The sequence below is a fragment of the Actinocatenispora comari genome (assembly GCF_017312725.1).
In the GTDB taxonomy this organism is placed as follows: Bacteria; Actinomycetota; Actinomycetes; order Mycobacteriales; family Micromonosporaceae; genus Actinocatenispora; species Actinocatenispora comari.
Genome location: NZ_BOPO01000051.1, coordinates 1 through 25593, shown reverse-complemented (window position 1 = coordinate 25593; position 25593 = coordinate 1). Strand labels below are relative to the sequence as shown.

The window sequence follows — 25593 nt, the reverse complement described above, 5'->3', positions numbered from 1 at the left end:
GGCCGGGGCCGGGCTCGGGTCGCGCGGTCGGGCCGCCGGCCGGGGCGGCGGGCTCCTGCGGCCACACCGGCATCGGACCGGTCGGCGGCGCGGGTGGCGTACCGCCGGCGGATGCCGCGGGCCGCTGGTCGCCGCTGCCGGCGCTGTCGCTGCTTGTTGGCTGCGAAGTCACGCGTCCGATTCTTCCGTATGTCGGTCGTCACCGGGCCCGGCCGCGCGAAGCGCGCCGGCACGGTGCCGTGGCGGGTGCCGTGGCCCAGCATGTCAGGTCGGTCCGGCGCGGCGCGCGTGAGGAGTCGCCCGCTTCGTGCCGTCATCAGAGTGTCACGTTCGCGACATTCGGGTGCGCTGGACGGCCCGGTGTGGCGCTGGCGGTTAGGCTCACGCCCGTGACCGACGCGCCCATCGGCATCTTCGACTCCGGTGTCGGCGGCCTCACGGTGGCCCGCGCGATCCTCGACCAGCTGCCCTCGGAGCAGCTGCTCTACGTCGGGGACACCGCGCACGCGCCGTACGGGCCGCGCCCGATCGCCGAGGTCCGGCGCTATGCCCTGGACGTGCTCGACCACCTGGTCGAGCAGGGCGTCAAGATGCTCGTCATCGCCTGCAACGCGGGCTCGTCGGCCTGCCTGCACGACGCCCGGGAGCGCTACCGGGTGCCGGTGGTGGAGGTGATCCGGCCCGCGGTGCGGCGCGCGGTGGCCGCCACCCGCAACGGCCGGGTCGGCGTGATCGCCACCGCGATGACCGTCACCTCCGGCGCGTACGAGGACGCCTTCTCGGCGGCCCCCGGCGTTTCGGTGCACAGCGTCGCCTGCCCGCAGTTCGTCCCGTTCGTGGAGCGGGGGATCACCACCGGCCGGCAACTGCTCGGCGTGGCCCAGTCGTACCTGGAACCGCTGCAACGTGCCGACGTCGACACCCTGGTGCTCGGTTGTACCCACTACCCGCTGCTCGCCGGCCTGCTCGGGCTGGTGATGGGCGACGGCGTGACACTCGTCTCCAGCGCCGATGAGACGGCCAAGGACGTGTACCGCGTTCTTACCCAGGGAGAGCTGCTGCGTGCCGAGGGTGCGGACGCGCCCCGGCACCGGTTCCTCTCCACCGGCGATCCGGACCGGTTCGAGGCGCTGGCCCGACGGTTCCTCGGGCTGTCCGCGGCGACCGCCGAGTCGGTGGACGGGACGGCGTTCGGCGGGGTCTCGCTGGCGTCCTGACGGACGGCAGGACCGGTGCCGGGGCACCGGACAACCTCGGCGCCGGTGGGCGTCCGTACACAGGATCGAGGCGCCAGGTCGCGCGGCGGGTGACGGTCCCCGCGGCGGCGCAGCCACAGACAGGCAACGCAAGGGGTAGAGCAACGTGAAACTGACCATCGTCGGCTGTGCCGGCAGCTTTCCGGGTCCGGAGGCGCCGTGTTCTGCCTACCTGGTCGAGGCCGAGGGGTTCCGGTTGCTGGTCGACTTCGGCACCGGCTCGCTCGGCACGCTGCAGCGCTACGTCGACCCGCACTCGATCGACGCGATCTTCCTCAGCCACTTGCACGGCGACCACATGTTCGACGCGTCCTCCTACGTGGTGGCCCGGCGGTACGGGCCGAGCGGGCCCTACCCGCAGCTGCCGGTGTACGGCCCGGCCGGCACCGAGCAGCGGCTGTCCGCGGTGTACGACGGCGGCGACGAGCCGCTCGGCGACGTGTACCGGTTCGTCACGCTCACCCCGGGCACCGGCACCATCGGCCCGTTCGAGCTCACCGTGGACCGGATGAACCACCCGGTCGAGACGTTCGGCGCGCGCGTCGAGCACGGCGGCCGGACCCTCGCGTACTCCGCCGACACCGCGTCGTGCGACCAGCTGACGAAGCTCGCCGACGGTGCCGACCTGTTCCTCTGCGAGGCGAGCTACGTCGAGACCCGGCAGAACCCGCCGGACCTGCACCTGACCGGCCGGGAGGCCGGCGGGTTCGCGCACCGCGCCGACGTCGGACGGCTGCTGCTGACCCACCTGGTACCGGCGTGGCACTCCGAGGCGCAGACGCTCGACGAGGTGGCGGGGGAGTACGACGGGCCGACCGAGGTGGTCCGCCCGGGCGCGTCGTACGAGGTCTGAGAGCCGGCGCCAGCCGGCCATGGCATCGGGCACCGTGGTGTCGGGCGTGGCGGGCCACCGAGGAACTGACCGCTGGCCTGTCGGTGGCCGTCGGTAGGGTGTGGCGCATGACGCGAGCTGACGGACGGAACGCCGACGAGCTGCGCCCGGTCACCCTGACCCGCGGCTGGACCAAGAACCCGGAGGGTTCGGTGCTGGTGTCGTTCGGCGACACCCGGGTGCTGTGCACCGCGAGCGTCACCGAGGGCGTGCCGCGCTGGCGCAAGGGCAGCGGCGAGGGCTGGGTCACCGCCGAGTACGCGATGCTGCCCCGTTCGACGAACACCCGCGGCGACCGGGAGAGCGTCAAGGGTCGCATCGGCGGGCGTACCCAGGAGATCAGCCGGCTGATCGGCCGCAGCCTGCGCGCCTGCCTCGACTTCAAGGCGCTCGGGGAGAACTCCATCGTGCTCGACTGCGACGTGCTGCAGGCCGACGGCGGCACCCGCACCGCCGCGATCACCGGGGCCTACGTCGCGCTGGCCGACGCGATCGCCTGGATGGGCGAGCGCCGCATCCTGGCCGCGTCGCCGGGCAAGGTGCTGCACCGGTCGGTGTCGGCGATCAGTGTCGGCGTCATCGACGGCGAGCCGCGCCTCGACCTGCCGTACGAGGAGGACGTGCGCGCCGACGTCGACATGAACGTGGTGTGCACCGGGTCCGGGGAGTTCGTCGAGGTGCAGGGCACCGGCGAGCACGACGTGTTCGACCGGGCGCTGCTGGACAAGCTGCTCGACCTGGCCGCGGCCGGGTGCGCACAGCTCGCCGAGGCGCAGCGCAAGGCGCTCGCGTCGTGACCGCGCGCCTGCTGCTGGCCAGCCGGAACGCGAAGAAGCTGGTCGAGCTGCGCCGCATCCTCGCCGCCACCAGCGCCGGCGAGCGCGTCGAGCTGATCGGTCTGGACGCCGTCGACGAGTACGCCGAGGTGCCCGAGTCGGGCCTCACCTTCGCCGAGAACGCGCTGATCAAGGCGCGCGAGGGCGCCCAGCAGACCGGGCTGCCGACGGTCGCCGACGACTCCGGCCTGACCGTCGACGCGCTGAACGGCATGCCCGGCGTGTTCAGCGCCCGCTGGTCCGGCCGGCACGGCGACGACGAGGCCAACCTGCGGCTGGTGCTCGGCCAGATCGGCGACGTACCGGACGAGCACCGCGGCGGCGGGTTCGTCTGCGCCGCGGCGATCGTCTGGCCGGACGGCCGGGAGCAGGTCGTCGAGGGCCGGATGCTCGGCCGCATCATCCGCGCCCCGCGCGGCGAGAACGGTTTCGGCTACGACCCGATCTTCGTCCCGGACGGGTACCAGCAGACCTCCGCCGAGCTGTCCGCCGACGCCAAGGACGCGATCAGCCACCGCGGCAAGGCGTTCCGCGGGCTCGCCGACCTCATCGCCGCCGAACTGCGCTGATCGCGGCCGGTCGGCGCTGGGGCAAGCCGCTGCCGGGCTCGCCGGCCGGTGGCAGGATGCGGGTATGGGACGCACCGTGTACCTGGCGGGTGAGCCGGCGGCCGACTCGCTGCTGGCCGAGTCGCCGCTGGCACTGCTGATCGGCATGCTGCTGGACCAGCAGGTGCCGATGGAGACCGCGTTCGCCGGGCCGAAGAAGATCGCCGACCGGTTCGGCGAGCTGCCCGCCGGCGCGATCGCGGACGCCGACGAGGACGAGTTCGTGGCGCTGTGCTCGGAGCCGCCGGCCGTGCACCGGTTCCCCGGCTCGATGGCCCGCCGCATCCAGGCGCTCTGCCGGTACCTGGTGGCCGAGTACGACGGGGTGCCCGAGGCGCTGTGGACCAGCGGCGACCCGGACGGCGCGACGGTGTTGACGCGGTTGAAGAAGCTGCCCGGCTACGGCGAGCAGAAGGCGCGCATCTTCCTCGCCCTGCTCGGCAAGCAGTTCGACGTGCGGCCGGCCGGTTGGCGCGCCGCGGCCGGTGACTACGGCGCCGCGAACTCGCGCCGGTCGATCGCCGACGTGGTCGACGACCGGTCGCTCGCCGAGGTACGCGCCTTCAAGAAGCTCAACAGGCGCTGAACGCGCCTGTTGAGCGCGGCGGTCTCCTGCTGGGGTGGGCGTCAAGAGTGGTTGCGGTGGGACCACGTCGCTGGGTGGGCGTCGAGGATGGTTGCGGTGCGCCGCGGCGGTGGGTGGGCGTCGGGCTGGCGGGTTGCCACCGCGGCGGAGGGGTGGTCACTCCGCTGGAGGTGGGACGGTGAGGCCGTTGATGAGGTGGTCGAGGGCGGCGGTCATCTCGGTCCGGGCGGCGTCCGGGTCGGGGGACTCGGCGACGTAGAGGGCGGCCTCGTCGCTGGCGCCGAGCAGCAGGTGGGTGAGCGGGACGACCGGCTGGCGGGGCACCCGGCCGCTGTCCATCGCGGCCGCGAGCAGGTCGTGCACCAGGCGGAACACGTACCGCTGGCAGAGCGCGCGCCAGCGGGCCCAGCCGAGTACCGAGGGGCCGTCGACGAGCACGATGCGCCGCACGTCGGGCTCGGCGCAGGCGTCCAGCCAGGCGCGGGCGGCCAGCCGCATCGCGGCGACCGGTTCGGTGACGCCGGCGGCGGTGACCCGCTCGACGAGCTGCTCGGCGACGCCCGCCTCGACCGTCTCCAGTACCGCCGCGAACAGTGCCGTCTTGTCGGCGAACTGGTGGTACATGGCGCCGCGGGTGACGGCCGCGGCGGCGACGATCGCCTCGGTACCGACGTTGGCGAAGCCGTGCGCGGCGAACAGCGGGCGGGCCGCGGTGACCAGCGCCTCCCGGGTGGCCGCGGAGCGCTCGGGCTGGCTTCGGCGGGTCGGTTTCGGGGTGGTCGAAGGCATGGGGCGGCGCCCTCCTTGATTTACATACAGGCTGTCTGTATCTTAATGGCCACGGCCCCGGTTCGCACCGGTACGCCGGTGGGCCGTCCGTTCCGAGTCTGCCGCGCGGCCCGCGCGAACACGCACGCGAGCCCGGGCCGGCGCCGGGCGGCCGCATCCCGGGCGTACCGCGGGCGACTCGACACAGGGGGACAGGAATGGGCACGGATCAGCAGATCAGGACGCTCGCGGCGTCGATCGACATCGCCGCGCCGGCCGAACGCGTCTGGCGGGTCGTCGCCGACGTGCGCCGGACCGGAGAGTGGTCACCGGAGTGCCGCCGGGTGATCCCGATCGGCGGTCGGGTGCGCCGGGGAACGTGGTTGCTCGGGCTCAACCGCCGCGGCAACACCCGGTGGCCGACGCTGTCGCGGGTGGTCCGGTTCGAGCCGGAGCGGGAAATCTCCTGGCGGGTCGACACCAACCGCTCGCAGTGGGGCTACACGTTGCGGGAGACCGACGCCGGATGCGAGCTGACCTCGACCAGGCGCACCCCGGACGGGGTCGGCGCGTTCGCCGGCTGGTTCACCCGTACCTTCCTCGGCGGCCAGACCAGCCACGACGAGGAGCTGGAGGCCGGCATCCGGGCCAGCCTGGAGCGGATCAGGTCGCTCGCGGAGGCATGACCGGAAGGCGGGTGGGGCCGGTGAGATTCGAACTCACACTGGCATGGACCTAAACCATGTGCCTCTGCCGTTGGGCTACGGCCCCGGGTACGCGTTGCGCCCGCTCCTTCGCAGGAGCGGGCGCCTCGAACGTCAGGCCAGTGTAGGCAGCCGGCACCAGCCGGCCGCCGCGGGTCAGTCCTGCGGCTTGTCGCCGTCGTCGGGCCGGTCCCGCCGCTCGGCGCCACCGCCCGAACCGGCCGCGCCCTCCGAGCCGCTGTCACCGCCCGAACCCGCCACGCCCTCGGGTCCGGCGTCGCCGTCGGCGTCGGCCTTCGGGTCCGGGTCGGCGGTGTCGCTCGGGTCGGTCTTGCCGTCCGTCGCCTCGCCAGTACCGCCGGCGGGGGTCACGGTGCCGGTGAGCGCCGGGTCGGACAGGTCGAAGCCCATGTCGCCGATGTCGAACGACGAGGTGTCGGCGAACGCGGCCGGGTCGGTGAAGTCGTCGGCCGACGGCAGCAGGTCGGGGTGGCCCCAGATCGCGTCCCGGCCGTCCACGCCGCGGCGGGCCCGCAGCTCCTCCCACAGCGCGGTCGCCTCGCGCAGCCGGCGTGGCCGCAGCTCCAGGCCGACCAGCGCGGCGAAGGTCTGCTCGGCCGGACCGCCCTCGGCACGGCGGCGCTGGAACGCCTCGGTCAGCCGGGCCACGTTCGGCAGCCGGTCCGCGACCGCGGCGGTGACCACGTGCGTCACCCACCCCTCGACCAGCGCCAGGCTGGTCTCCAGCCGGTTCAGCGCGGACCGCTGCGCCGGCGTGTCCTCCGGGGTGAAGACGCCCTCGAAGTTGAGCTCCTGCATCGACTCCGGGTTGCTCGGGTCGACCTGGCCGAGCGCCTCCTCGATGGCCTCCCGGTTGACCGTGATGCCCTGCGCGTACGTCTCGACGGCGGCGAGCATGTGCCCCCGCAGCCACGGCACATGCGCGTACAGCCGGTGGTGGGCGGCCTCGCGCAGCGCGGTGTAGAGCCGCACCTGGTCGGCCGGCAGCTCCAGCCCCTCGCCGTACGCGGCGAGGTTGGTGGGCAGCAGCCCGGCGACGCCGGCGGGGCCGAGCGGCAGGCCGATGTCGGAGTCGGACAGCACCTCGCCGGCCAGCGAGGCGAGCGCCGCACCGAGCTGGCCGCCGAACATCGCACCGCCCAGCGACGAGACCATCGCCTGCATCGGGCCGAGCTGGCCGCGCAGCTCCTCCGGCATCAGGTCGCTCATCGAGGTGACCATCCGGCCGGCGACCGGGTCGCACAGCTGCTGCCAGACCGGCAGCGTCTTCTCGATCCACTCCCGGCGGGTCCAGGCGGCGGTCGAACGCACCCCGCTGGGCAGCGTGGTGACCGGATCGAGCCACAGGTCGGCGAGCTTGACCGCCTCGGCCAGCTCGCCGCGGTCGCTCGCGCTCACGGCGGGATCGTCGGTGTCGACCTGGCTGGTGGCGACCTGCTTGGCCAGGTCCCAGTTGACCGGGCCGGAGCTCGGGGTCACCAGAAACTGCTGAAGCTGGGACAAAAACCGCGCCATCTGCTGCGGGTCGTTGGGGTCGGGTGTGCCTCCCGGCACCGAGAACCCGAACGGAATATCAGTCATCACAACGTCCCATCGCACCGTGTGCAGGTAGGTGCAACCGCCCCGGTCACACCTTCCACGGTACGCGACGTGCAGTGACCGGACACCCGGGCGGCGTCCGCTACGCGCGAACACGCGGAACCGGGCGTCGGCCGCGCCGCGACACGCGGTACGCGGGTGGCTGCGTCGGCGTGGCGCCGCCCGCATAGGCTCCCGGCATGGAACGACGCGGGTGGACCGTGCTGATCGGCACCGTACTGGTGGCCCTGCTGACCGCGGCCTCGCTGCTGGTGAAGGTGCCGTACGTGGCGCTCGGCCCGGGGCCGACGGTCGACACGCTCGGCACCGTCGACGGGACGAAGATCATCACCGTGCAGCGCGGTACGGCGTCGAAGTCGACCGGCCAGCTGCGACTGGTGACGGTCTCGGTCTCCGACGACCTCACCCTCTGGACGGCGCTGTACGACTGGTGGGACGACCGGTACGCGGTGGTGCCGCGAGACGCCGTCTACCCGCCGGACCAGACCGAGCAGCAGACCGACAAGCAGCAGCAACAGCAGTTCCAGGACTCGCAGACCGCGGCCGAGACCGCCGCGTACCGGGAGCTGGGCTGCGCGGTCGACGTGACCGTCAAGTCGGTGGCGGCCGGTTCCGGCGCGGCCGGCAAGCTGAAGGCCGGCGACGTGCTGGACAGCGTCGACGGCAAGCCGGTCACCTCGACGCAGAACCTGGTCACCCTGGTGCAGGACAAGGCGGTCGGCAGCACGCGCGAGATCGGCTACACCCGCGACGGCAAGGCGAGGACCGCGACGATCACCACCGGCAAGGGCGACTCGGGCAAGGCGGCGCTGGGCGTCACGGTGACCGAGAAGCAGCCCTGCAAGTACCGGGTGAAGGTCAGTCTCGGCGAGATCGGCGGGCCGTCCGCCGGGATGATGTTCGCGCTGGGCATCGTCGACACGCTGACGCCGGCGGACCTGACCGGCGGCAAGGTCATCGCCGGGACCGGCGAGATCGACGCGGACGGGAAGGTCGGCCCGATCGGTGGCATCCAGCAGAAGCTGCTCGGCGCGAGGCGGGACGGCGCGACGGTGTTCCTCACCCCGGCCGGCAACTGCGCGCAGGCCAAGGGGTCGGTACCGGACGGGCTGAAGCTGGTGAAGGTGAGCACGCTGCACGGTGCGCTGCAGGCCCTGTCCGAGCTGCGGGCCGGCAAGCCCACCCCGTCCTGCTGAGGCGTCCCGGCCGGGCCACCCGGCCCGCCGCCGGGGCGTCCCGGCGCGGCCACCCCGGCCGGCTGAACGGTTCCTCGATGCTTCCTGACCGGCCGGCAGGCAGGACCGTACGGGCGGTCGGCGGCGCGATCGCCTAGTCTGGGACGCCACGCGCAGGTCGTGGGGTCGGCGGGATGGGGGATGAGCCGGTGACGATGCGTACGCCTCTGCCCATGGTCGGTCGCCGCACCCGGCGCATCCTGGCCGCGATCGTCGCACTGATCGTGCTGATCGCCGGCGGCAGCTGGGTGGTGTCCACCTGGACCGACTGGCTGTGGTTCCGCGAGGTGTCGTTCACCTCGGTGTTCGCCACCAACCTGCGCACCAAGCTGGTGCTGTTCGCGGTGTTCGGCGCCGGTGCCGCGGTGTGGCTCGGCGGCAACATCCAACTCGCGTACCGGCTCCGGCCGAAGGTGCGGCCGCACTCGCCCGAGCAGCAGAACCTCGACCGCTACCGGGCGGCCGTGACCCCGCGGATGCGGCTGATCGTCGCCGCGGTGGCGATCGTGACCGGGCTGATCACCGGGCTGTCCGCGCGGGGCGTGTGGGCGCAGTGGCTGCTGTTCAGCAACGCCCAGCGGTTCGGCACCGGCGACGCGCAGTTCGGCACCGACATCGGCTTCTACGTGTTCAAGTACCCGTTCTACCGGTACCTGATCGGGGTCGGGTTCACGCTGGTGTTCCTCGCGCTGGTGGCGGTGCTGCTGACGCACTGGCTGTACGGCGGGGTGCGGCTGTCCGGCCGCGGCGACCGGATCACCCACGCCGCCCGGCTGCACCTGTCGATCCTGGTCGCGCTGTTCGTCGTGCTCAAGGCGGTGGCGTACTTCCTCGACCAGCGCGGCCTGCTGCTCGGCCACACGTCCACCACCGGTACCGACGGCGCCGGGTACACCGCGATCAACGCGTTGCTGCCGGCGAAACAGATCCTCGCCTGGATCGCGCTGGTGGTCGCGGTCGCCGTGCTGGTGTTCTCCAACGCGGTGGCGCGCAACCTGATCTGGCCCGGGGTTTCGTTGGCGTTGCTGGCGATCGCCGCGGTCACCATCGGCGGGATCTACCCCGGCATGGTCTCCACGTTCACCGTCAAGCCGAACATCCCGGCCAAGGAAGGCAAGTACATCCAGCGCAGCATCACCGCGACCCGTGCGGCGTACGGGATCCAGGACATCGGGGGCGGGGTGTACCCGGCGTCCAACACCACGCCGGACGCCAAGCTCGCGGCGGACAAGAACACGGTGCCGAACGTACGGCTGCTCGATCCGGCGAAGGTGCCGGCCACGTTCACCCAGTTGCAGCAGGTGCGCGGGTTCTACGACTTCGGTGACAAGCTCAACGTCGACCGGTACACCGTGGACGGTCGTACCCAGGACTACGTCGTCGGGGTGCGCCAGCTCGACTCGTCCCGGCTGTCCGGCGCGCAACGCACCTGGCAGAACCGGCACGCGGTGTTCACCCACGGGTACGGGTTCGTCGCGGCGCCGGCCGACACCACCTGCGCCGACGGACAACCCTCGTTCGTGTCCGGCTCGCTCGGCGACACCGCGAAGGCGGCCAAGCAGGGCGACTGCTACTCCGGGCCGAGCAAGCTGCACGTCACGCAGCCGCGGATCTACTACTCCGACAAGCTGACCGACTTCGCCATCGTCGGCAAGACCGGTGGCGCCGACCGGGAGTACGACCGGCCGGGCGCGGGCGGCGCCAACTCGCCCGAACTGCAGAACACCTACGACGGCTCCGGCGGCGTGCCGGTCGGCTCGTACGGCCGGCGACTGCTGTACGCGCTCGACTTCCACGACAGCAACTTCCTGCTCGCCAGCGACTACTTCAACGCCGACTCGAAACTGCTGTACGTGCGGGATCCGCGGGCGCGGGTGGAGAAGGTCGCGCCGTTCCTGACCGTCGACGGCGACCCCTACCCGGCGGTGGTGGGCGGCCGGGTGCAGTGGATCCTCGACTGCTACACCACCTCCTCGACCTACCCGTACTCGCAGCGCACCGACCTGCAGTCGGCCACCAGCGACTCGCAGACCGGATCCGGCACCGCGGAGCAGGACCGGCGCAGCATCAACTACATCCGCAACTCGGTCAAGGCCACCGTCGACGCCTACACCGGCAAGGTCACGCTGTACCAGTTCGACCGCACCGACCCCGTGCTCAAGGCCTGGAACGCCGCGTACGGCGGGATCCTGAAGACCAGCATCCCGAAGGACCTCGCCGCGCACTTCCGGTACCCGGAGGACCTGTTCAAGGTGCAGCGCGACACGCTGAACCGTTACCACATCACCGATCCGCAGGCGTTCAACAAGCAGGACAACCTGTGGGAGACGCCGAAGGACCCGACCCGGTCGGGCGGCCACAAGCAGCCGCCGTACTACGTGGTCGCCCAGTTCCCGCAACAGCACGAGCCGACGTTCCAGCTCACCGCGGCGCTCACCTCGCGCAACCGCAACAACCTCGCCGCGATCCTGTCCGCGTACTACGACTCGTCCGGCCGGCCGAAGCTCGCCGTCACCGAACTGCCCGGCAACTCCAACTTCCTCGGCCCCAACCAGGTCCAGTCGAAGATGCAGAACCAGGAAGGCATCCAGAACAACCTGGCCCTCGGCGACTCCAAGACCTCCAGCCTCGACTACGGCAACCTGCTCACGCTGCCCGTCGCCGACGGCCTGCTCTACGTCGAACCGGTGTACATCAAGGGCAAGAACGTGCCGTACCCGTTGCTCAAGACCGTCCTCGTCGGCTACGGCAGCCAGGTCGGCTACGGCCCGGACCTCAAGTCGGCGATCGCCAACATGGCCTCGTCGTCCACCGGTACCGCACCGCCCGCCGACGACGGCTCCGACGCCGGTGGCGACACCGGCTCGTCCGACCTCGACGCCGCGGTACGGGCGATCGACAAGGCGCTCGCCGACCTGTCCGCCGCCCGCAAGGCCGACGACTACGCCGCCGAGGGCAGGGCGCTCGCCGAGCTGAAGAAGGCCACCAAACAGTACGAGGACGCCAAGAAAGCGGCAAAGGCGACGCCCGCCCCGGGATCCTCGGCGACCCCGTCACCCGGGGCCAAGACGACGCCCTCACCAGGGAGATGACCGACACCCCACCCCGATTTGGAGGGCTCCGAGGCGCCCGCTAGTATTGGTCTCACCGCCGCGGGGTGGAGCAGCTCGGTAGCTCGCTGGGCTCATAACCCAGAGGTCGCAGGTTCAAATCCTGCCCCCGCTACGAGGTCGGAGGGGCCTGCATCTGCAGAAAGCGCAGATGTGGGCCTCTTCGCATTTCTTCCTGGGGGGCCGAGCCCCCCGGACCCCCGCGTTTCGGCACCTCACGCTTGCCGGTCTTCCGGGGCGTTTACCAACCCTTGCCGGTCTTCCAGGGCGTCCACCAAGCTTGCTGGTCTTCCGTTGGGGGTGGGGTGGTCGTGGGTTTGGGGTGGGCTGGGGGCTTCGGGGGCGGCTGGGGGCTCTGCGGGGGTGCCTAAGCTCTGGGTGTGACGGACAGCTTTGATGTGGTGGCGTACAACCGTGGTGCCTGGGATCGCGAGGTGGCGAGCGGCAACGAGTGGACCCGGCCGGCCGGGCCGGAGGTGATCGCGCGGGCGCGGGCGGGCGACTGGTCCGTGGTGCTGATCGGGTACCGGGCGGTGCCGCGTGACTGGTTTCCGGCCGAACTGGCCGACGCCGAGGTGTTGTGCCTGGCCTCCGGCGGAGGGCAGCAGGGGCCGGTGCTCGCGGCCGCGGGCGCGGCCGTGACGGTGCTGGACAACTCGCCGCGGCAGCTGGACCGCGACCGGGAGGTCGCCGCCCGCGAGGGGCTGGCCGTACGCACCGAGCTCGGCGACATGCGCGACCTGAGCGCGTTCCCCGACGCCAGCTTCGATGTCGTCTTCAACCCGGTGTCGAACGTGTTCTGCCCCGAGCTCGCGCCGGTCTGGCGGGAGTCGTTCCGGGTGCTGCGGCCGGGCGGCATCCTGATGACCGGGTTCCTGAACCCGGACGTCTACATCTTCGACGTCACCGCGTTGGACGAGCGGAACGAACTCGTCGTGCGCCACCCGATCCCGTTCAGCAGCCTCGATCTGCCCGACGACGAGCGGCAGCGCGCGTACGGGACCGGGCCGATCGAGTACAGCCACACGCTCACCGAGCAGATCGGCGGCCAGCTCGCGGCCGGCTTCACCCTGACCCACTTCGACGAAGCCCCGCACCACGCGGACGCCACCGCCCGGTACCTGCCCGGGTACTTCGCCACCCGGGCCGTCAAGCCGTAACCGCATCGCGCGGAGCCGGCGCCGAGCGGACCCGACACCGGCCCGGAAAGCTCAACGGATCGGTGGACGGAAGCCGCCGATCTCCTGCTCCAGCAGTTCGGCCAGCCGCAGCGGGGTGCGGTCGGCGAACATCGGGCCGACCAGCTGCACGCCCACCGGCAGGCCGTCGGCGGACAGGCCCGCCGGTACGGCGGTGGCGGGCAGGCCCGGCATGGTGGCCAGGCCGGCCCAGACCAGCTGGTCGAAGAACGGGTACTCGACGCCGTCGACGTCGATCCGGCGTGCCAACAGGTCCGGGTTCTGGTCGTGCGGGAACGCGGGCGTCGGGGTGATCGGGCACAACACCGCGTCGAACTCGGCGAACAGTTGCCGCCAGCCGTGGCGGTGCAGTTCGCGCCGCTCGTTCGCCGCGAGCCAGTCGCGGTGGCTGAACACCATCGCGCGAAGCCGGGTCGCGTCGAGGCTCTGGTCGGCCGCGCTCAGACCGGCGACGCGGGCCTGCAACTGCTCGTACGCGTCGACCGGGAACCGCGCGGCGGAGCCGGAGAACAGCAACTGGGTGTAGAGCGTCGCGGCCTCGGTCAGGTCGGGCAGCAGCGGGCTGTGCCGTTCGACCCGGGCGCCGCCGGCCACGAGCGCGTCGGCCACCCGGTGCACACCCGCCCGTACGGCGGACCCGGTCGCGAGGAGCGGATGGTCGTCGAGGACCAGGACCCGGAAGTCGCGCAGCCGCTGGTGCCGCGGCGGTGGCAGGGCCAGCTCGTACGCGGTGCCGTACGTCAGGGGGTCCGGGCCGGCCATGACGTCGAGCAGCAGCGTGAGGTCGCGGGCGGAGCGTGCCATCGGACCGACCACGGCGAGGTCGAGCTCGACCGGCAGTGCCGGCGCGGGCGGCGCGACCATGCCGCGCGACGCCACCAACCCGAGCGTCGGCTTGTGCGCGTACACCCCGCAGAAGTGCGCGGGAGTGCGCAGCGAGCCGCCGATGTCGGAGCCGAGCGACAGCGCGCCGAACCCGGCCGCCAGCGCCGCCGCCGACCCACCGGAGGACCCGCCGGGCGTACGGGCGTGATCCCACGGGTTGTTGGTGGTGCCGTGGATCTCGTTGAAGCTCTGCAGATCCTGCAGCCCCCGGGGCACGTTGGTCTTGCCCAGCACCACCGCGCCGGCGGCCCGGATCCGCGACACCTGCACCGCGTCCTCGGCCGGCACGAAGTCCCGGTACTGCGGCATGCCCCAGGTGGTCGGCAGGCCGGCCATGTTGTAGCACTCCTTGACGGTCACCGGGACCCCGAGCAGCGGCCGGTCCTCGCCGCAGGCGCGCGCCCGGTCGGCCCGGCGGGCGGCGGCCCGGGCCCGGTCGAAGTCCGGTACGCAGATCGCGTTGATCGCCTTGTCGTGCCGCTCGATCCGGGCGATCGCGTCGTCGGTCAGCTCCACCGAGGTCACGTCGCCGGCCCGCAGTGCGGTCACGAGTTCCTCGGCCGTCGGGAAGGTGGCCGTCGTAGGGTTCCAGTCCATGGCTGCGACCGTAGCGGCCGCCCGGTGAGGCCACGAAATCCCGATTTCCGCAACGGGACGGAGGACTCGATTCGCCCCGGTCGGTCCCGGGCGGCAGGGTCGGTGGGTGGTGACCGTGATGCGGCCGTTGCTCGTCGGCAGGCTGCTACGGGTCGTCGGGAACTCCGATGTCCGCAGGGTCCGCCATGCTCCCAGGGCCGGAGAGTTCCCGTCGCCGCGCGGATCCGTTCGGGCACGGTCGATCGGCGCCGGCGGGCGGTCAGCGTCGCGAGCGGAGCAGCCGGCGCCGCCGGCGAAGCAGCAGGACTGCGGCCAGTACGGCCAGGGCGAGTGCCACCGTGCCGGCGGCGGCCAGCGGCCACAGCGGTGTCGCGCCGCGGTCCGGTTCGGTCGCGGAACGGATGGTGGCCTGGCGAACCAGGCCGATGGCGAGGTGCAGATCGCAGATCGGGTCGTCGTGGGCCGGCCACCGGTTCGCCGTACGGACGCGGCGATCGGTGAGGGAGACCTCGTCGATGCGCAGGTCGCGGGCGACGAGCATCCGATCCGCGCCGCGCCAGCCGAGCAGCGATCCGGCGGCCACCGGCTCCGGTACCGGTCGGTGGGCGCCGGGCGCCCGAACGAAGCCCACGCCGACGGCGGAGGTCGAACCGCCGCCGGTCGCTGCCGTGGTCGCCAGCAGCGCGCCGTCCGGCGACCACGCGGCCGGTCCGGCCAGCTCCTGCCCGGCGGGCAGCGCGATCCGGCCCCGTACCGCGCCGTGCGTCGTGACCAGCCACGCCTGCTGCCGTACCTGCGCGGCCAGCCGGCCGTCGGGTGCGAACGCCGCGGCGCGGACCGGCCGGATCTTCGGGTACCGGGTCGAGACGCCGGTACGCAGGTCGAGCAGGACCAGGTCCCTGATCGGCCGCCCGTCCTCGTACGAGCCGGCCGCGGTGCCGTCCGCGGGCGGCGGCGCCGGTACGGCGTACGCGACGTACCGGCCGTCGTAGGACCAGGCGAGCAGCTGCGGACCGGCGCCGACGTTGCTGTGCCAGCTGGTGAGCCGGACGTGCCGGACCGCGCCGGTCCGCAGGTCGACCAGTCGCGCCGCGCGCCTGTCGGCGGGAACGTTCACGGAGTCGAGCAGCAGCACCCGGGTGCCATCCGGCGCGATCAGCCCGGTACCGGCCGCCTCGTCGAACCGGGACAGCGTCAACCGCCGGTACGAGTCGCGGTCGGCACCGACCACGGTGGTCTGCGACGTGTCGTCGGAGCAGTACCGCAGCAGCGCGATCGCCCGCCCCGCCGGCCGTTGCCGCACCGTGGCGGTCCTCGTCCAGGTCGACAGCGGGGCGAACCGGTCCGGCAGGCTCGGCCGGTGCGACCGGGCGGACGCCGGGCTGGGCACCACCGCCGCGAGGCAGCCGAGCAGGACGACACACCACCACGCGCGCCGGCGGAGCACCGGTCGGTCTCCGCTCATCCGCCCCTCCCGGTACGCCCCCGGTCGTGGCCGCCCGGGATGACCGCGTGCGCGGTCGCGACGATGATCTCAGACGCGCGGTCGCCGGTGCGGCCCCGATCGCGGTTGCGTCCGGGGGGCAGCTGGGTCAGGGTGGCGGCGTGTGGGAACGGGTGACGGTGGGGATGTCGGGCGCCCTGGTCGAGCGGCGCGGCAGCGTGTACCGGAAGCGATCGGCGGACCCACGGCACGACCTGGTCGGCGAGGGCGAACGGCTGATCTGGTTGCGGGAGCAGGGATTCCCCGCCGCCGACGTGCTGGAGTGCCGGCCCGGACTGCTGGTGACCGCGGCGCTGCCGGGGCGCTCGGCGGCCGACGACTGGCCGGCCGCGGCCCGACCCGCCATCGTCGCCGGGCTGGCCGACCTGACCCGGGAACTGCACGCGTTGCCGGTCGCGGCGTGCCCGTTCGACCGCCGGCTCGCCGTCACGGTGCCCGAGGCGCTCGCCGCGGCGGCGGTGCCCGAGGCGCTCGCCGAGGCGGTGCCCGAGGCGCTCGCCGCGGACGCCGACCCGAGCGCGGAACGTACCGGCCGGCCACGGGAGCGGTTGGTCGCGAAGCTGCTGGCCACTCGGCCCGGCACCGAGGACCCGGTGGTCTGCCACGGTGACCTGTGCGTGCCGAACGTGCTGTTCGACCCGGACACGTACCGGCCGACCGGGGTGATCGACGTGGGCCGGCTCGGCGTCGCGGACCGCTGGTGCGATCTTGCCATCGCCACCCGCTCGCTGACCGCCGCCGACCTCAACCCGCAGTACGGGCCCTGGGCCGCCGACGACTTCCTGGCTCGGTACGGTGTCGCGCCGGACCCGGCCCGGCTCGGGTTCTACCGCCTGCTCGACCAGCTCGGCTGAGGCGCCGCTACGGGGCTGCCGGCCCCAGGCCGGGTCGGTCGCGTGCCGCTACGGGCGTCCGGGCCCAGGCCGGGTCGGTCGCGTGCCGCACGTCGACGCCGGCCCGCGGTACGCGAACGGCGGCCGGCCGCCGAGGCCACCAACGGTCTGCTGGCGCTGGTCGCCGGAGCGACTCGCTCGGCGGGGCGGTCGCGGGAGATGTCAGTCGGCGGTGGCGTAGACGAAGAGCTGGAACTCGGTGGTGTCGCCGAGCGCGACCTCCTGGCGGTGCATCGCGCGCACCGTGTAGCCGGCCGAGCTGACCGTGTCGGACAGGCCGGCGCCGGACGCCGCCGACACCCGCACCGGCACACCCAGGAACTCGATCGGCACGTCGTCCAGGTCGCCCTCGACCATCCCGAGCACCAGCAGTTTCGGGCCGTGCAGCCGGGTGCGCAGCGCGGCGAGGGTGTCCCGCCACTGCGGGCGGGGCAGCATCAATAGCGCGAAGAACGCCACCACGGCGTCGACGGTACCGACGGCGTCCGGCAGGGCGCGCAGGTCGGCCTGGTGGAACTCGGCCTCCGGCACGTTGCGGCGGGCCAGTTCGAGCATCCGGGCCGACGTGTCGACGCCGACGACCTCGATGCCGCCGTCGGTGAGCTGGCGGGCGGTCGGCAGACCGGAGCCGCAGCCGAGATCGAGGACCCGGCCGGGCCTGGGCAGCTCGTCCAGCAGCCACCGGCCGGCGGCGAGCTGGCCCTCGCGGTCGGTCGCGGCCTCGTCGTACCGCTCGGCGATCTCGTCGAATGGCTCGCTCATCCGCCCATCATGCCGCAGCGCGACCATCCGTACGCCGGCACGAATCAGCAGCGATCTGCGCCACACGCTCGGCGGGGCGGCCCGGGCGCTTGCAGGAAGGTGTGCCGAGCACCGGCAGTCGCCGACGGCGCGACCGCTCAGTGCAGGTCGGTGGGCATGTCGGGGCCGAGGAGCCGGCTCAGCAGGTCGCCGAGCGTGGCCCGGTCGGACTCGTCGAGCGGCCCGAACGACTCGCCGAGCACCCGGTCGACCTCGTACTGCGCGGCGGTGCGCAGCCGGTCGCCCTCGGCGGTGATCCGGTGCCGGACGGCGCGGCCGGGGCCGGTGACGCGTTCGATCAGGCCGCGGGTGGCCATCCGGCCGGCCAGCGTGCCCATCGACTGGTCGGTCTGGAACGTCAGCCGGGCCAGGTCGTGCAGCGACGCGTCCGGGTGCCGGTGCAGGTGGCGCAGCACGTCCCACTGGGCCAGGCTGAGCCCGAGCGGGGCGAGCCGGGTGTCGATGGCGCGGTGGTGCCGCACCTGCAGCCGCTTCACCCCGAGCGCCAGTTCCGCCAGCGACGATGCCATCCGCCCAGCCTAACTCAACTCGCTTATATAAGCGCGCTGACAAAGTCGCCGGGGTCCGCGGTCAGAGCCAGCCGCGGCGGACGGCTTCCATGCCGGTCTGGAAGCGGGTGGTGGCGCCCAGTTCGGTCATCAGCCGGTGGATGTTGCGCTGGACGGTACGGATGCTCCAGCCGAAGTTGCGAGCGATCGCGGCGTCGGTGGCGCCAACGGCGAGCAGGCCGAGGATCTGGCGGTCCCGGTCGTCCAGCGCGCCGGCCTCGCCGGCGGCCGGTTGGTGCAGCGGGGTTGCCTTGGCCCACAACGCTTCGAACAGCTCGGCCACCACGTCGAGCAGGGACGAGGGGTGGATCAGGAACGCGACGCCGGCGGCGAGGTCGGCCGGTGCGGCGAGCACCGCGAGCTTGCGGTCGCTGAGTACCAGCTTGATCGGGGTGTTGGCGCAGACTCGGGCCTGCTCGCCGAGCCGGATGCCGTCCCAGATGTTCTCCAGCCGGCCGGGCAGCGCGATCGTCTCGTGGTCGTAGATGACCCGGTAGCCGGCGCGGCCCTCGCGCAGGTGCCGGCGCTCCTCCAGGTTCGGGCCGTCGTCACCGTGCTCACCGGGCGGCACGAAGTACGGCGGCTTGTCGATGGCGCGGATCTGTTCCTGCGCGGCGCGCTGCACCCGGACGAAGGTGCGCCACACCGCGGTGGACCCCTCGATGACCTCCAGGTGGTCGGCCGGATGGCCGGTGCCGCGCTCGGTCCGGAACCGGTCGTCGAGCGTACCGAGGTGGTCCTGCAGGCGATGCAGCTCGTCCTCGCGCTTGGCGATCAGCACCGAGCCGGCCAGTGACGGCTCCGCGGCGGAGAACCGGGCCGGCCGGCCGGGCAGTCGGGTGACCAGGCCGCGCCGGCTCAACCGGGCCAGCGAACGCGCGGTCTGCGCGGCGGAGAACCCGGCCCGCTCCGCCAGCTCGACGACCGTGGACTGGCCGCGCGGGATGAGCGCTTCGTAGATCCTCGCCTCGGTGTTCGGAATGCCGACCGCTTCCCACACGTCGCCTCCCTGGCATGTTTGTGCCAATGTCCAGTAATTGACCCTGTCAGGTGCTTGTCCATGTTGACACAACTATGACAGCGTCCGTCGCTGACCGGCATTGACGTGCAGGTAGTGCCTGAGGAGTCGATCGATGCGAAGAACACCCCGGTTACGCGGACCCGCCGGTTGGCTGGTCGCGCCCCTCGCCGTACTGACGATGTTGCTCACGCCCGTGCTCGCCGAGGCTGCCCCGGCCCCGGTGCACGCCGACCCGCCGCCGACCACCGCCACCGCGCACGGCGCGAACGGTGGGCCGCTCGGCGCGGGCACCAACTACCGCACCGCCGGCTGCAACTCGCTGACCGCCGCGGAGCAGAACAGCGCCGAGCCGTACGCGCGGTGCTTCGCGCTGGGCCGCGCGGACGCCGACGGGAAGCTCGTCGTGCAGCCGAACGTGCCGCCGGCGACGGCGCTGACCCCGACCGACCTGCAGCAGGCGTACGACCTGCCGGACGGTGGCGCGGGCATGACGGTGGCGATCGTCGACGCGTACGGCTACGCGACGGCGGAGTCGGATCTCGCCACGTTCCGCGAGTACTACGGACTGCCCGCATGCACCGCCGCGAGCGGCTGCTTCCGCAAGGTCGACCAGCGCGGCGGGACCGACTTCCCGGCCGAGGACACCGGCTGGTCGATCGAGACTGCGCTGGATCTCGACGCGGTGTCCAGCGTCTGCCCGAAGTGCAACCTGCTGCTGGTGGAGGGCGACACCCCGAACCTCGGTGACCTGGGCGAGGCGGTCGACACCGCCGTGCAGCTCGGCGCGCAGGCGGTGTCGAACTCGTACGGGATCGCGCCGGAGGTGCCGCAGGAGACGCAGTACGACGCGTACTACGACCACCCGGGCGTCGCGATCACCGCGTCCACCGGCGACACCGGCAACCTCGCCGGCTGGCCGGCGACCAGCAGCCACGTCACCGCCGTGGGCGGTACCAAGCTGGTCAAGGACACCGGGAACGCGCGCGGTTGGGCGGAATCCGCCTGGACCGACGGCGGCTCGGGCTGCTCGCCGTACGAGCCGCGGCCAGACTTCCAGCAGGGCATCGAGACGAACTGCCCGGACAACCGGGCGGTTGCCGACATCGCCGCGGACGCCGACCCGTCGACCGGCATCGCCGTCTACAACACGCATCTGAGCGGCTGGGCGCAGTATGGTGGCACCTCGCTGTCCGCGCCGCTGGTCGCCGGGATGTACGCGCTGGCCGGCGCCGCCACGCCGAACACCTACCCGGCGAGCTACCCGTACCGGGACGCGCACGCCGCGCAGGACCTCAACGACGTGACCGCCGGGGTCAACGGCAGCTGCGGCAACGTGCTGTGCCAGGCCGGTACCGGCTGGGACGGGCCGACCGGGCTGGGCACCCCGCACGGCGTGGCCGCGCTGACCCAGGGCGAGCACGGCACGATCAGCGGCACCGTCACCGACGACGGCGGTACCGCGCTGGCCGGGGCGACGGTCGCCGCGACCGCGGCGGACGGCACCGCCTACCACGCCACCAGCGACGCCAAGGGGCACTACGACCTCGCCGTCGCGACCGGCAGCTACCGCGCCACGGCCAGCAAGTACGGCTACGGCGACCAGACGCGCACCGATCTGACGGTGGCCGCGGACACGACGCTGACCGCCGACTTCACGCTGACCAAGAAGCCGACCGACACCGTGTCGGGCACGGTCACCGACGGCTCCGGGCACGGCTGGCCGCTGTACGCGAAGATCACCGTCGACGGGTACCCGAACGGCGCCGTCTACACCAACCCGTACACCGGGAAGTACTCGGTCGAGCTGCCGCACGGCGCCAGCTACCGGATGCACGTGAGTTCGGCGGAGCTGCCGGACTACGTCGCGCAGGACCGCACCGTGGACCTGACCGGCGGTACGGCCGGCGCCGCGTCGCCGAAGACCGCCGGCGCGCTGACCGCGGGCAGCGGGCAGGACGTCGCGCTGCCGGTGGACACCGCGCAGTGCACGGCCGTCGGGTACGACTGGGCGACCACCGGCCGCACCACCGGGTTCACCGGCTGGTCCGGCGACACCCCGCAGGACGGCTGGACGGTCACCGATGCCGCGGGTACCGGGCAGACGTGGCGGTTCGACAACCCGGGCGGGTGGGCGCCGCCGGCCGGCGACGCGTCGTTCGCCGACATCGACTCGAACTGGTTCGGGGAGGGCGGCAGCCAGGACAGCTCGCTGGTGTCGCCGGCGGTCGACCTGTCCGACGCGGCCAACCCGGAGATCGGGTTCGACACCGTCTACATCGGCTTCCCCGACCAGGTCGGCACCGTCGACCTGAGTACCGACGACGGCGCCACCTGGTCGACGGTGCAGACGATGTCGGGCGGGATGGGCAACCGGATCGACATCCCGGTCCCGCAGGCCGCCGGCAAGTCGAAGGTGCGGGTGCGGTTCCACTTCACCGCGAGCTGGAGCCGGCGCTGGGAGCTGGACAACGTGCTGATCGGCACCCGTACCTGCGCGCCGACCACCGGCGGCCTGGTCTCGGGTGTCGTCCGGGACGCCAACACCGGCGACCCGCTGGTCGGCGCCACCGTGACCAGCGACGCGGACCCGACCCGGTTCGGGGTCACCGCGGCGACGCCGGACGACCCGGCGGTACCGGACGGGTACTACTGGCTGTTCAGCTCGCACACCGGGGACACCGGCTTCACCGTGACCGACGCCCGGTACGCGACGCGGCACGCCTCGGCCGCCCCGGTCGGCAACGCGGTGGTACACCGCAACTTCACGCTCGGCGCCGGCCACCTCACGGTGGACCAGGCGAGCGTGTCGGCCACCGAGGTGCTGGGTGCCACGGCGACCCGGAAGGTGACGTTCGGCAACGACGGGACGGCGCCGCTGCACGTCCGGCTGGCCGAGGAGGACGGCGGGTTCACCGCGATGGGTGCGCCGCACCAGGACGCCACCCCCGGTGCGGTGACCCGGACCGTCAAGACCGCCACCAGCCTCGCCGCGCAGCCGGGCAAGGCGGGGAAGACGGCCACCGTCGACGGGCACCGGGTCGCGCTGCGGCAGGGTGCGACGGCGTCGGACGGCTGGCAGCAGGTGACCGACTACCCGACCGCGCTGATGGACGACGCGGTCGCCTACCACGACGGCAAGGTGTACGTGGTCGGCGGTACCACCGGGTCGTCCAGCCTGAAGTCGGCCAACGTGTACGACCCGGCCACGCAGGCGTGGACCGCGCTGGCGGACCTGCCGGAGGCGCTCAACGGCCCGGTCGCCGCGTTCGTCGGCGACACCCTGTACGTGGCGGGCGGCTGGACCGGCGGCAGCCAGGCCAGCACGCACGCCTATGCGTACGACCCGGGCGCCGGCACGTGGGCCCGGCTGGCGGACATGCCGACCGGCGCGGCGATGGCCGGGGTGGCGGTGCTCGGCGGCCGGATGTACGTGATCGGCGGCTGCACCACCAGCTCGTGCGCACCGTCGTCCACGTCGGTGGTCAGCTACGACCCGAGCAGCGACGCGTGGACCGCGGTGCCGGACTACCCGACCCCGGTCGCGTACGGGTCGTGCGGCGCGGCGTCCGCCGAGGTGGTGTGCGCCGGCGGCATCGACGCGTCGGCCAGCGCACCGACGGCGCGGACGTACAGCTACTCGCCCGGTGCGAGCGGCTGGACGCGGCGCTCCGACCTGCCCACGACGGTGTGGGGTGCCTCGGCGGCGGCCGCCAACGGCGGCGTGCAGATCGTCGGCGGCATCGTCGACGGCAAGGGCGTCAGCAACCAGGCGCTCGAGTACGACCCGCAGCAGGACCGGTGGGTCGCGTTGCCGAGCGCGAACAACGCCCAGTACCGCGGTGGCGGCGCGTGCGGCCTGTACCAGGTCGGCGGGTCGGCCGGTTCGTTCGGCAGCACCGCGTTCGTGCAGCAGCTGCCCGGCTACGGCAGCTGCAACGGCGACGCGGATCTGGCCTGGTTGGGCGAGGGCAGCGTCTCGTTCGAGGTGCCGGCCGGCGGATCGGTGACGGTACCGGTGAGCCTGGACTCGTCGACGGTCGCGCAGCCCGGCGACTACCTGGGGCTGGTCGACGTCGCCACGGACACCCCGTACGCGTCGTCGCCGGTGTCGGTCACGATGCACGTGACGCCGCCGAAGAGGTGGGGCAAGATCGCCGGCACGGTGACCGACGAGAACGGCGCACCGCTCGCCGGTGCCACCGTCCAGGTGTGCACGATGTACGACCGGGGCACCGGTACCTGCGGGCCGCAGTCGTTCACGCTCGCCACCGACGGCGACGGGCACTACCAGCTGTGGCTGAACAAGGGGTTCGACCCGCTGGAGCTGATCGCCGCGATGGCGGGCCGGCAGCCGAAGATGAAGGTGGCGCGGGTGACCGCCGGCGCCACCACGACCGCCGACTTCGTTCTGCCGAAGATCTGACGGTCGCCGCGACATCCGCGGGGGTGCCCGGTTCGCCGGGTACCCCCGCGGTGCGCGTCAGTGCCGGGACTCGTCGTAGTCGAGGAGCTGGGTGAGCCGGACGTTGTTGCCGGACGGGTCCCGGAACGACGTGTCGATCCCGTACGGCTGCGGGGTGGGCGGGTCGTTGAACGTCACGCCGCGCGCCGACAGCTCGTCGTAGGTCGCCTGGCAGTCGTCGGTGGTCAAGAACAGCGTCCCGCCGGCGCCCTTGGCGACCAGGTCGGCCAGCCGCGCGCTGTCCGCGTCGTCGAGCATCGGCGGCCCCGGTACCGGCATCAGCACCAGCGCCACGTCGTCCTGGCCGACCGGGCCGACGGTCAGCCAACGGAATTGCCACTCCGGCATCGTCACGTCGGACCTGACCTCGAACCCCAGCTTCGTGGTGTAGAACTCCAGCGCCTCGTCCTGGTCCCGGACCCAGAACTGCACCGAACCGATGGCGATCATCGCGTCCCCCTCGTCGTCGACGGCGCCGAACCGTCGATGGCACCGAGCCTAGGGAGCGGTGGGGTGCCCGTCCTCTCGAAACGTGCGGTTCCGGGGCCGCCCGTACGCCTGGGCCACGCAGCGCGGGATGTGCACGTACCGCAGCGGGCTGGGGAAGCCGGCGCGGTAGCGGAGCGGGGAGCGACCGTACATTCGGCGGAAACTCGTACTGAACGAGCCGACGCTGCCGGCGCCGACGGCGAAGCAGATGTCGGCCACCGACCGGTCCGTGCTGCGCAGCAGCGCGGCGGCCCGCTCCAGTCGCCGGGTCAGCAGGTACCGGTGCGGCGGCTCGCCGAACGCCCGGGTGAACGCGCGGCTGAAGTGGGCCGGGGACAGGTGCGCCGCGGCGGCCAGATCGGCCACCGTCAGCGGCTCGAAGTAGCGCGCGTCGGCGAGATCCTTCGCCGCCAGCAGCCGGCGCGTCGCGGCCGGGTCACCCATCCCGCCAGTATGACGTCACATCCGGCGGCGATGATTCGTCCAGGGTCTGTCCGGGGCAGCGCACCCGCGACTTCGGGACGGACCAGGACAGGGCGAGGGTGGTACGCGATGAGCGAGCGTGAGCGAGCGAATCAGGGGAATCGCGCGGCGTGCCTCATCGGGCTTCCGACGAAGGAGGAAGGCCGATGAGCGACGAGACGCGGATCCGGGCGGCGTGGCAGGCCGACCGGCCGTACCTGCTCGCGGTGGCCGCGGGCATGCTGGGCCGCTCGACCGACGCCGAGGACGTGGTGCAGGAGGCGTTCGCCCGGCTGGCCGAGGTCGGCCCGGCCCGGATCGACGACCTGCGCGGCTGGTTGATCGTGGTCACCCGGCGGCTGTGCCTGGACCGGCTGCGGGCCGCCGAGACGCGCCGGACCACCGCCACCGCGACGCCGCCGGAGGCCGGTGACGACGACCGGCTGGGCGTCGACCCGGCCGACCGGCTCACCCTCGACGACGAGGTACGGCGGGCGCTCACGGTGCTGCTGGACCGGCTGTCGCCGGCCGAGCGCACCTCGTTCGTGCTGCACGACGTGTTCGGGTTCCCGTTCGACGCGGTCGCCGAGCTGGTCGGGCGCACCCCGGGCGCCTGTCGCCAGCTGGCCCGTAGGGCCCGGCTCTCCCTCGGTGCACCGGAACCGGCCCGGCGGCCCGCGCCGCCGGCGGCCCAGAGCGCCGCGCTCGCCGACCGGTTCATCGCCGCCTGCGCCGGTGGTGACGTCGCCGACCTGGTCGAACTGCTGGATCCGGCCGCGGACGGGCTGGCGATCGTGCTCGGCCTCGACGCGCCGGTGCGGGTGCACGGGCTGCCGGCGGTGGCCGAGCGGGCGATCGCGTTCTTCGGGCCGGCCGCCGGGGTGACGCTCGCGCCGTTCGCGCTGGAGGGGCACGCCGGGGTGCTGGCCCGCCGCGGTGACGCGGTGGTGGCGGTGCTCCGGCTGGACGAGCGGGCCGGCCGGATCCGCCACCTGCACGCGATCGCCCTGCCGCTGGCGCGCTCCTGACCGGTCCCGGCCGGTTCGCACGCCCGCCGCCGGGAGGGGCCGGCCGCCACCGGGAGCGGGCCGGCCGG

Annotated in this window: 21 protein-coding genes and 2 tRNA genes; 13 read left to right on the top strand and 10 right to left on the bottom strand. The window is 73.0% G+C overall.

Annotated elements, in window-relative coordinates:
• The first annotated feature begins 389 nt into the window (after nt 1-389).
• From murI to NUM_RS14975, 5 genes are all read left to right on the top strand, one after another.
• Complete coding sequence (gene murI / locus NUM_RS14995; RefSeq protein ID WP_207125462.1) at nt 390-1217, top strand: glutamate racemase; 828 nt, start codon at nt 390-392, stop codon at nt 1215-1217.
• 145 nt (nt 1218-1362) lie between these two features.
• Nucleotides 1363-2109 (top strand): MBL fold metallo-hydrolase, encoded by a 747-nt coding sequence (locus NUM_RS14990; RefSeq protein ID WP_207125461.1) that lies wholly within the window; start codon nt 1363-1365, stop codon nt 2107-2109.
• Nucleotides 2110-2216: 107 nt separating this feature from the next.
• Complete coding sequence (rph, locus tag NUM_RS14985) at nt 2217-2945, top strand: ribonuclease PH (protein ID WP_207125460.1); 729 nt, start codon at nt 2217-2219, stop codon at nt 2943-2945.
• Nucleotides 2942-3553 (top strand): RdgB/HAM1 family non-canonical purine NTP pyrophosphatase, encoded by a 612-nt coding sequence (gene rdgB, locus NUM_RS14980; RefSeq protein ID WP_207125459.1) that lies wholly within the window; start codon nt 2942-2944, stop codon nt 3551-3553. Before rph ends, rdgB begins: the two co-directional genes overlap by 4 nt.
• A gap of 64 nt (nt 3554-3617) precedes the next feature.
• Entirely contained in the window at nt 3618-4178 is a 561-nt protein-coding gene (locus NUM_RS14975) for an HhH-GPD-type base excision DNA repair protein (protein WP_207125458.1), read from the top strand.
• A gap of 156 nt (nt 4179-4334) precedes the next feature.
• On the opposite strand, the gene NUM_RS14970 is transcribed toward NUM_RS14975, so the two are convergent.
• Nucleotides 4335-4967 (bottom strand): TetR/AcrR family transcriptional regulator, encoded by a 633-nt coding sequence (locus NUM_RS14970; protein ID WP_207125457.1) that lies wholly within the window; start codon nt 4965-4967, stop codon nt 4335-4337.
• A gap of 197 nt (nt 4968-5164) precedes the next feature.
• Here NUM_RS14970 and NUM_RS14965 point away from each other — a divergent pair, with 197 nt between their 5' ends.
• Nucleotides 5165-5632 carry an SRPBCC family protein gene (locus tag NUM_RS14965; protein ID WP_207125456.1) on the top strand — a complete coding sequence of 156 codons (468 nt, stop codon included), beginning with the start codon at nt 5165-5167 and terminating at the stop codon, nt 5630-5632.
• A gap of 12 nt (nt 5633-5644) precedes the next feature.
• Here NUM_RS14965 and NUM_RS14960 read toward each other — a convergent pair.
• Nucleotides 5645-5717, bottom strand: a tRNA-Leu gene (locus NUM_RS14960).
• Nucleotides 5718-5806: 89 nt separating this feature from the next.
• Nucleotides 5807-7252, bottom strand: a complete 1446-nt coding sequence (locus NUM_RS14955) for a zinc-dependent metalloprotease (RefSeq protein ID WP_207125455.1) — start codon at nt 7250-7252, stop codon at nt 5807-5809.
• Nucleotides 7253-7449: 197 nt separating this feature from the next.
• Here NUM_RS14955 and NUM_RS14950 point away from each other — a divergent pair, with 197 nt between their 5' ends.
• The 4 genes from NUM_RS14950 to NUM_RS14935 all read left to right on the top strand — a co-directional run bounded on the left by NUM_RS14950 (nt 7450) and on the right by NUM_RS14935 (nt 12775).
• A complete protein-coding gene (locus tag NUM_RS14950; protein WP_207125454.1) occupies nt 7450-8466 on the top strand; it encodes a YlbL family protein in 1017 nt (338 codons plus the stop codon).
• A 212-nt stretch (nt 8467-8678) separates the two neighbouring features.
• Nucleotides 8679-11597 (top strand): UPF0182 family membrane protein, encoded by a 2919-nt coding sequence (locus NUM_RS14945; RefSeq protein WP_225918584.1) that lies wholly within the window; start codon nt 8679-8681, stop codon nt 11595-11597.
• A gap of 59 nt (nt 11598-11656) precedes the next feature.
• A tRNA-Met gene (locus NUM_RS14940) sits at nt 11657-11730 on the top strand.
• A gap of 265 nt (nt 11731-11995) precedes the next feature.
• Nucleotides 11996-12775, top strand: coding sequence for a class I SAM-dependent methyltransferase (locus NUM_RS14935; protein ID WP_207125452.1), 780 nt, complete (start codon nt 11996-11998; stop codon nt 12773-12775).
• 51 nt (nt 12776-12826) lie between these two features.
• Here the strand turns inward: NUM_RS14935 and NUM_RS14930 are convergent, their stop codons facing one another.
• Both NUM_RS14930 and NUM_RS14925 read right to left on the bottom strand, forming a co-directional pair.
• Nucleotides 12827-14296, bottom strand: a complete 1470-nt coding sequence (locus NUM_RS14930; RefSeq protein ID WP_207125451.1) for an amidase — start codon at nt 14294-14296, stop codon at nt 12827-12829.
• Between the two features lie 259 nt (nt 14297-14555).
• Nucleotides 14556-15761: a hypothetical protein gene (locus NUM_RS14925; protein ID WP_207125450.1), complete on the bottom strand. Its 1206-nt coding sequence runs from the start codon at nt 15759-15761 to the stop codon at nt 14556-14558.
• A gap of 140 nt (nt 15762-15901) precedes the next feature.
• Here NUM_RS14925 and NUM_RS14920 point away from each other — a divergent pair, with 140 nt between their 5' ends.
• On the top strand, nt 15902-16654 hold the full coding sequence (locus tag NUM_RS14920) for an aminoglycoside 3'-phosphotransferase (protein WP_225918583.1): 753 nt from the start codon (nt 15902-15904) through the stop codon (nt 16652-16654).
• 201 nt (nt 16655-16855) lie between these two features.
• On the opposite strand, the gene NUM_RS14915 is transcribed toward NUM_RS14920, so the two are convergent.
• From NUM_RS14915 to NUM_RS14905, 3 genes are all read right to left on the bottom strand, one after another.
• Entirely contained in the window at nt 16856-17455 is a 600-nt protein-coding gene (locus tag NUM_RS14915; protein WP_207125449.1) for a class I SAM-dependent methyltransferase, read from the bottom strand.
• 137 nt (nt 17456-17592) lie between these two features.
• A complete protein-coding gene (locus tag NUM_RS14910; protein WP_207125448.1) occupies nt 17593-18024 on the bottom strand; it encodes a MarR family winged helix-turn-helix transcriptional regulator in 432 nt (143 codons plus the stop codon).
• A gap of 61 nt (nt 18025-18085) precedes the next feature.
• Nucleotides 18086-19063 carry a helix-turn-helix domain-containing protein gene (locus NUM_RS14905; protein ID WP_207125447.1) on the bottom strand — a complete coding sequence of 326 codons (978 nt, stop codon included), beginning with the start codon at nt 19061-19063 and terminating at the stop codon, nt 18086-18088.
• A 133-nt stretch (nt 19064-19196) separates the two neighbouring features.
• On the opposite strand from NUM_RS14905, the gene NUM_RS14900 reads away from it, so the two are divergent.
• Nucleotides 19197-23507, top strand: a complete 4311-nt coding sequence (locus tag NUM_RS14900; protein WP_207125446.1) for a carboxypeptidase regulatory-like domain-containing protein — start codon at nt 19197-19199, stop codon at nt 23505-23507.
• 57 nt (nt 23508-23564) lie between these two features.
• On the opposite strand, the gene NUM_RS14895 is transcribed toward NUM_RS14900, so the two are convergent.
• Together NUM_RS14895 and NUM_RS14890 are read right to left on the bottom strand one after the other, a co-directional pair.
• A complete protein-coding gene (locus NUM_RS14895; protein ID WP_207125445.1) occupies nt 23565-23996 on the bottom strand; it encodes a VOC family protein in 432 nt (143 codons plus the stop codon).
• Between the two features lie 48 nt (nt 23997-24044).
• Nucleotides 24045-24479, bottom strand: a complete 435-nt coding sequence (locus NUM_RS14890) for a helix-turn-helix domain-containing protein (RefSeq protein ID WP_207125444.1) — start codon at nt 24477-24479, stop codon at nt 24045-24047.
• 185 nt (nt 24480-24664) lie between these two features.
• On the opposite strand from NUM_RS14890, the gene NUM_RS14885 reads away from it, so the two are divergent.
• A complete protein-coding gene (locus NUM_RS14885) occupies nt 24665-25525 on the top strand; it encodes a sigma-70 family RNA polymerase sigma factor (protein WP_207125443.1) in 861 nt (286 codons plus the stop codon).
• Nucleotides 25526-25593: the final 68 nt, after the last annotated feature.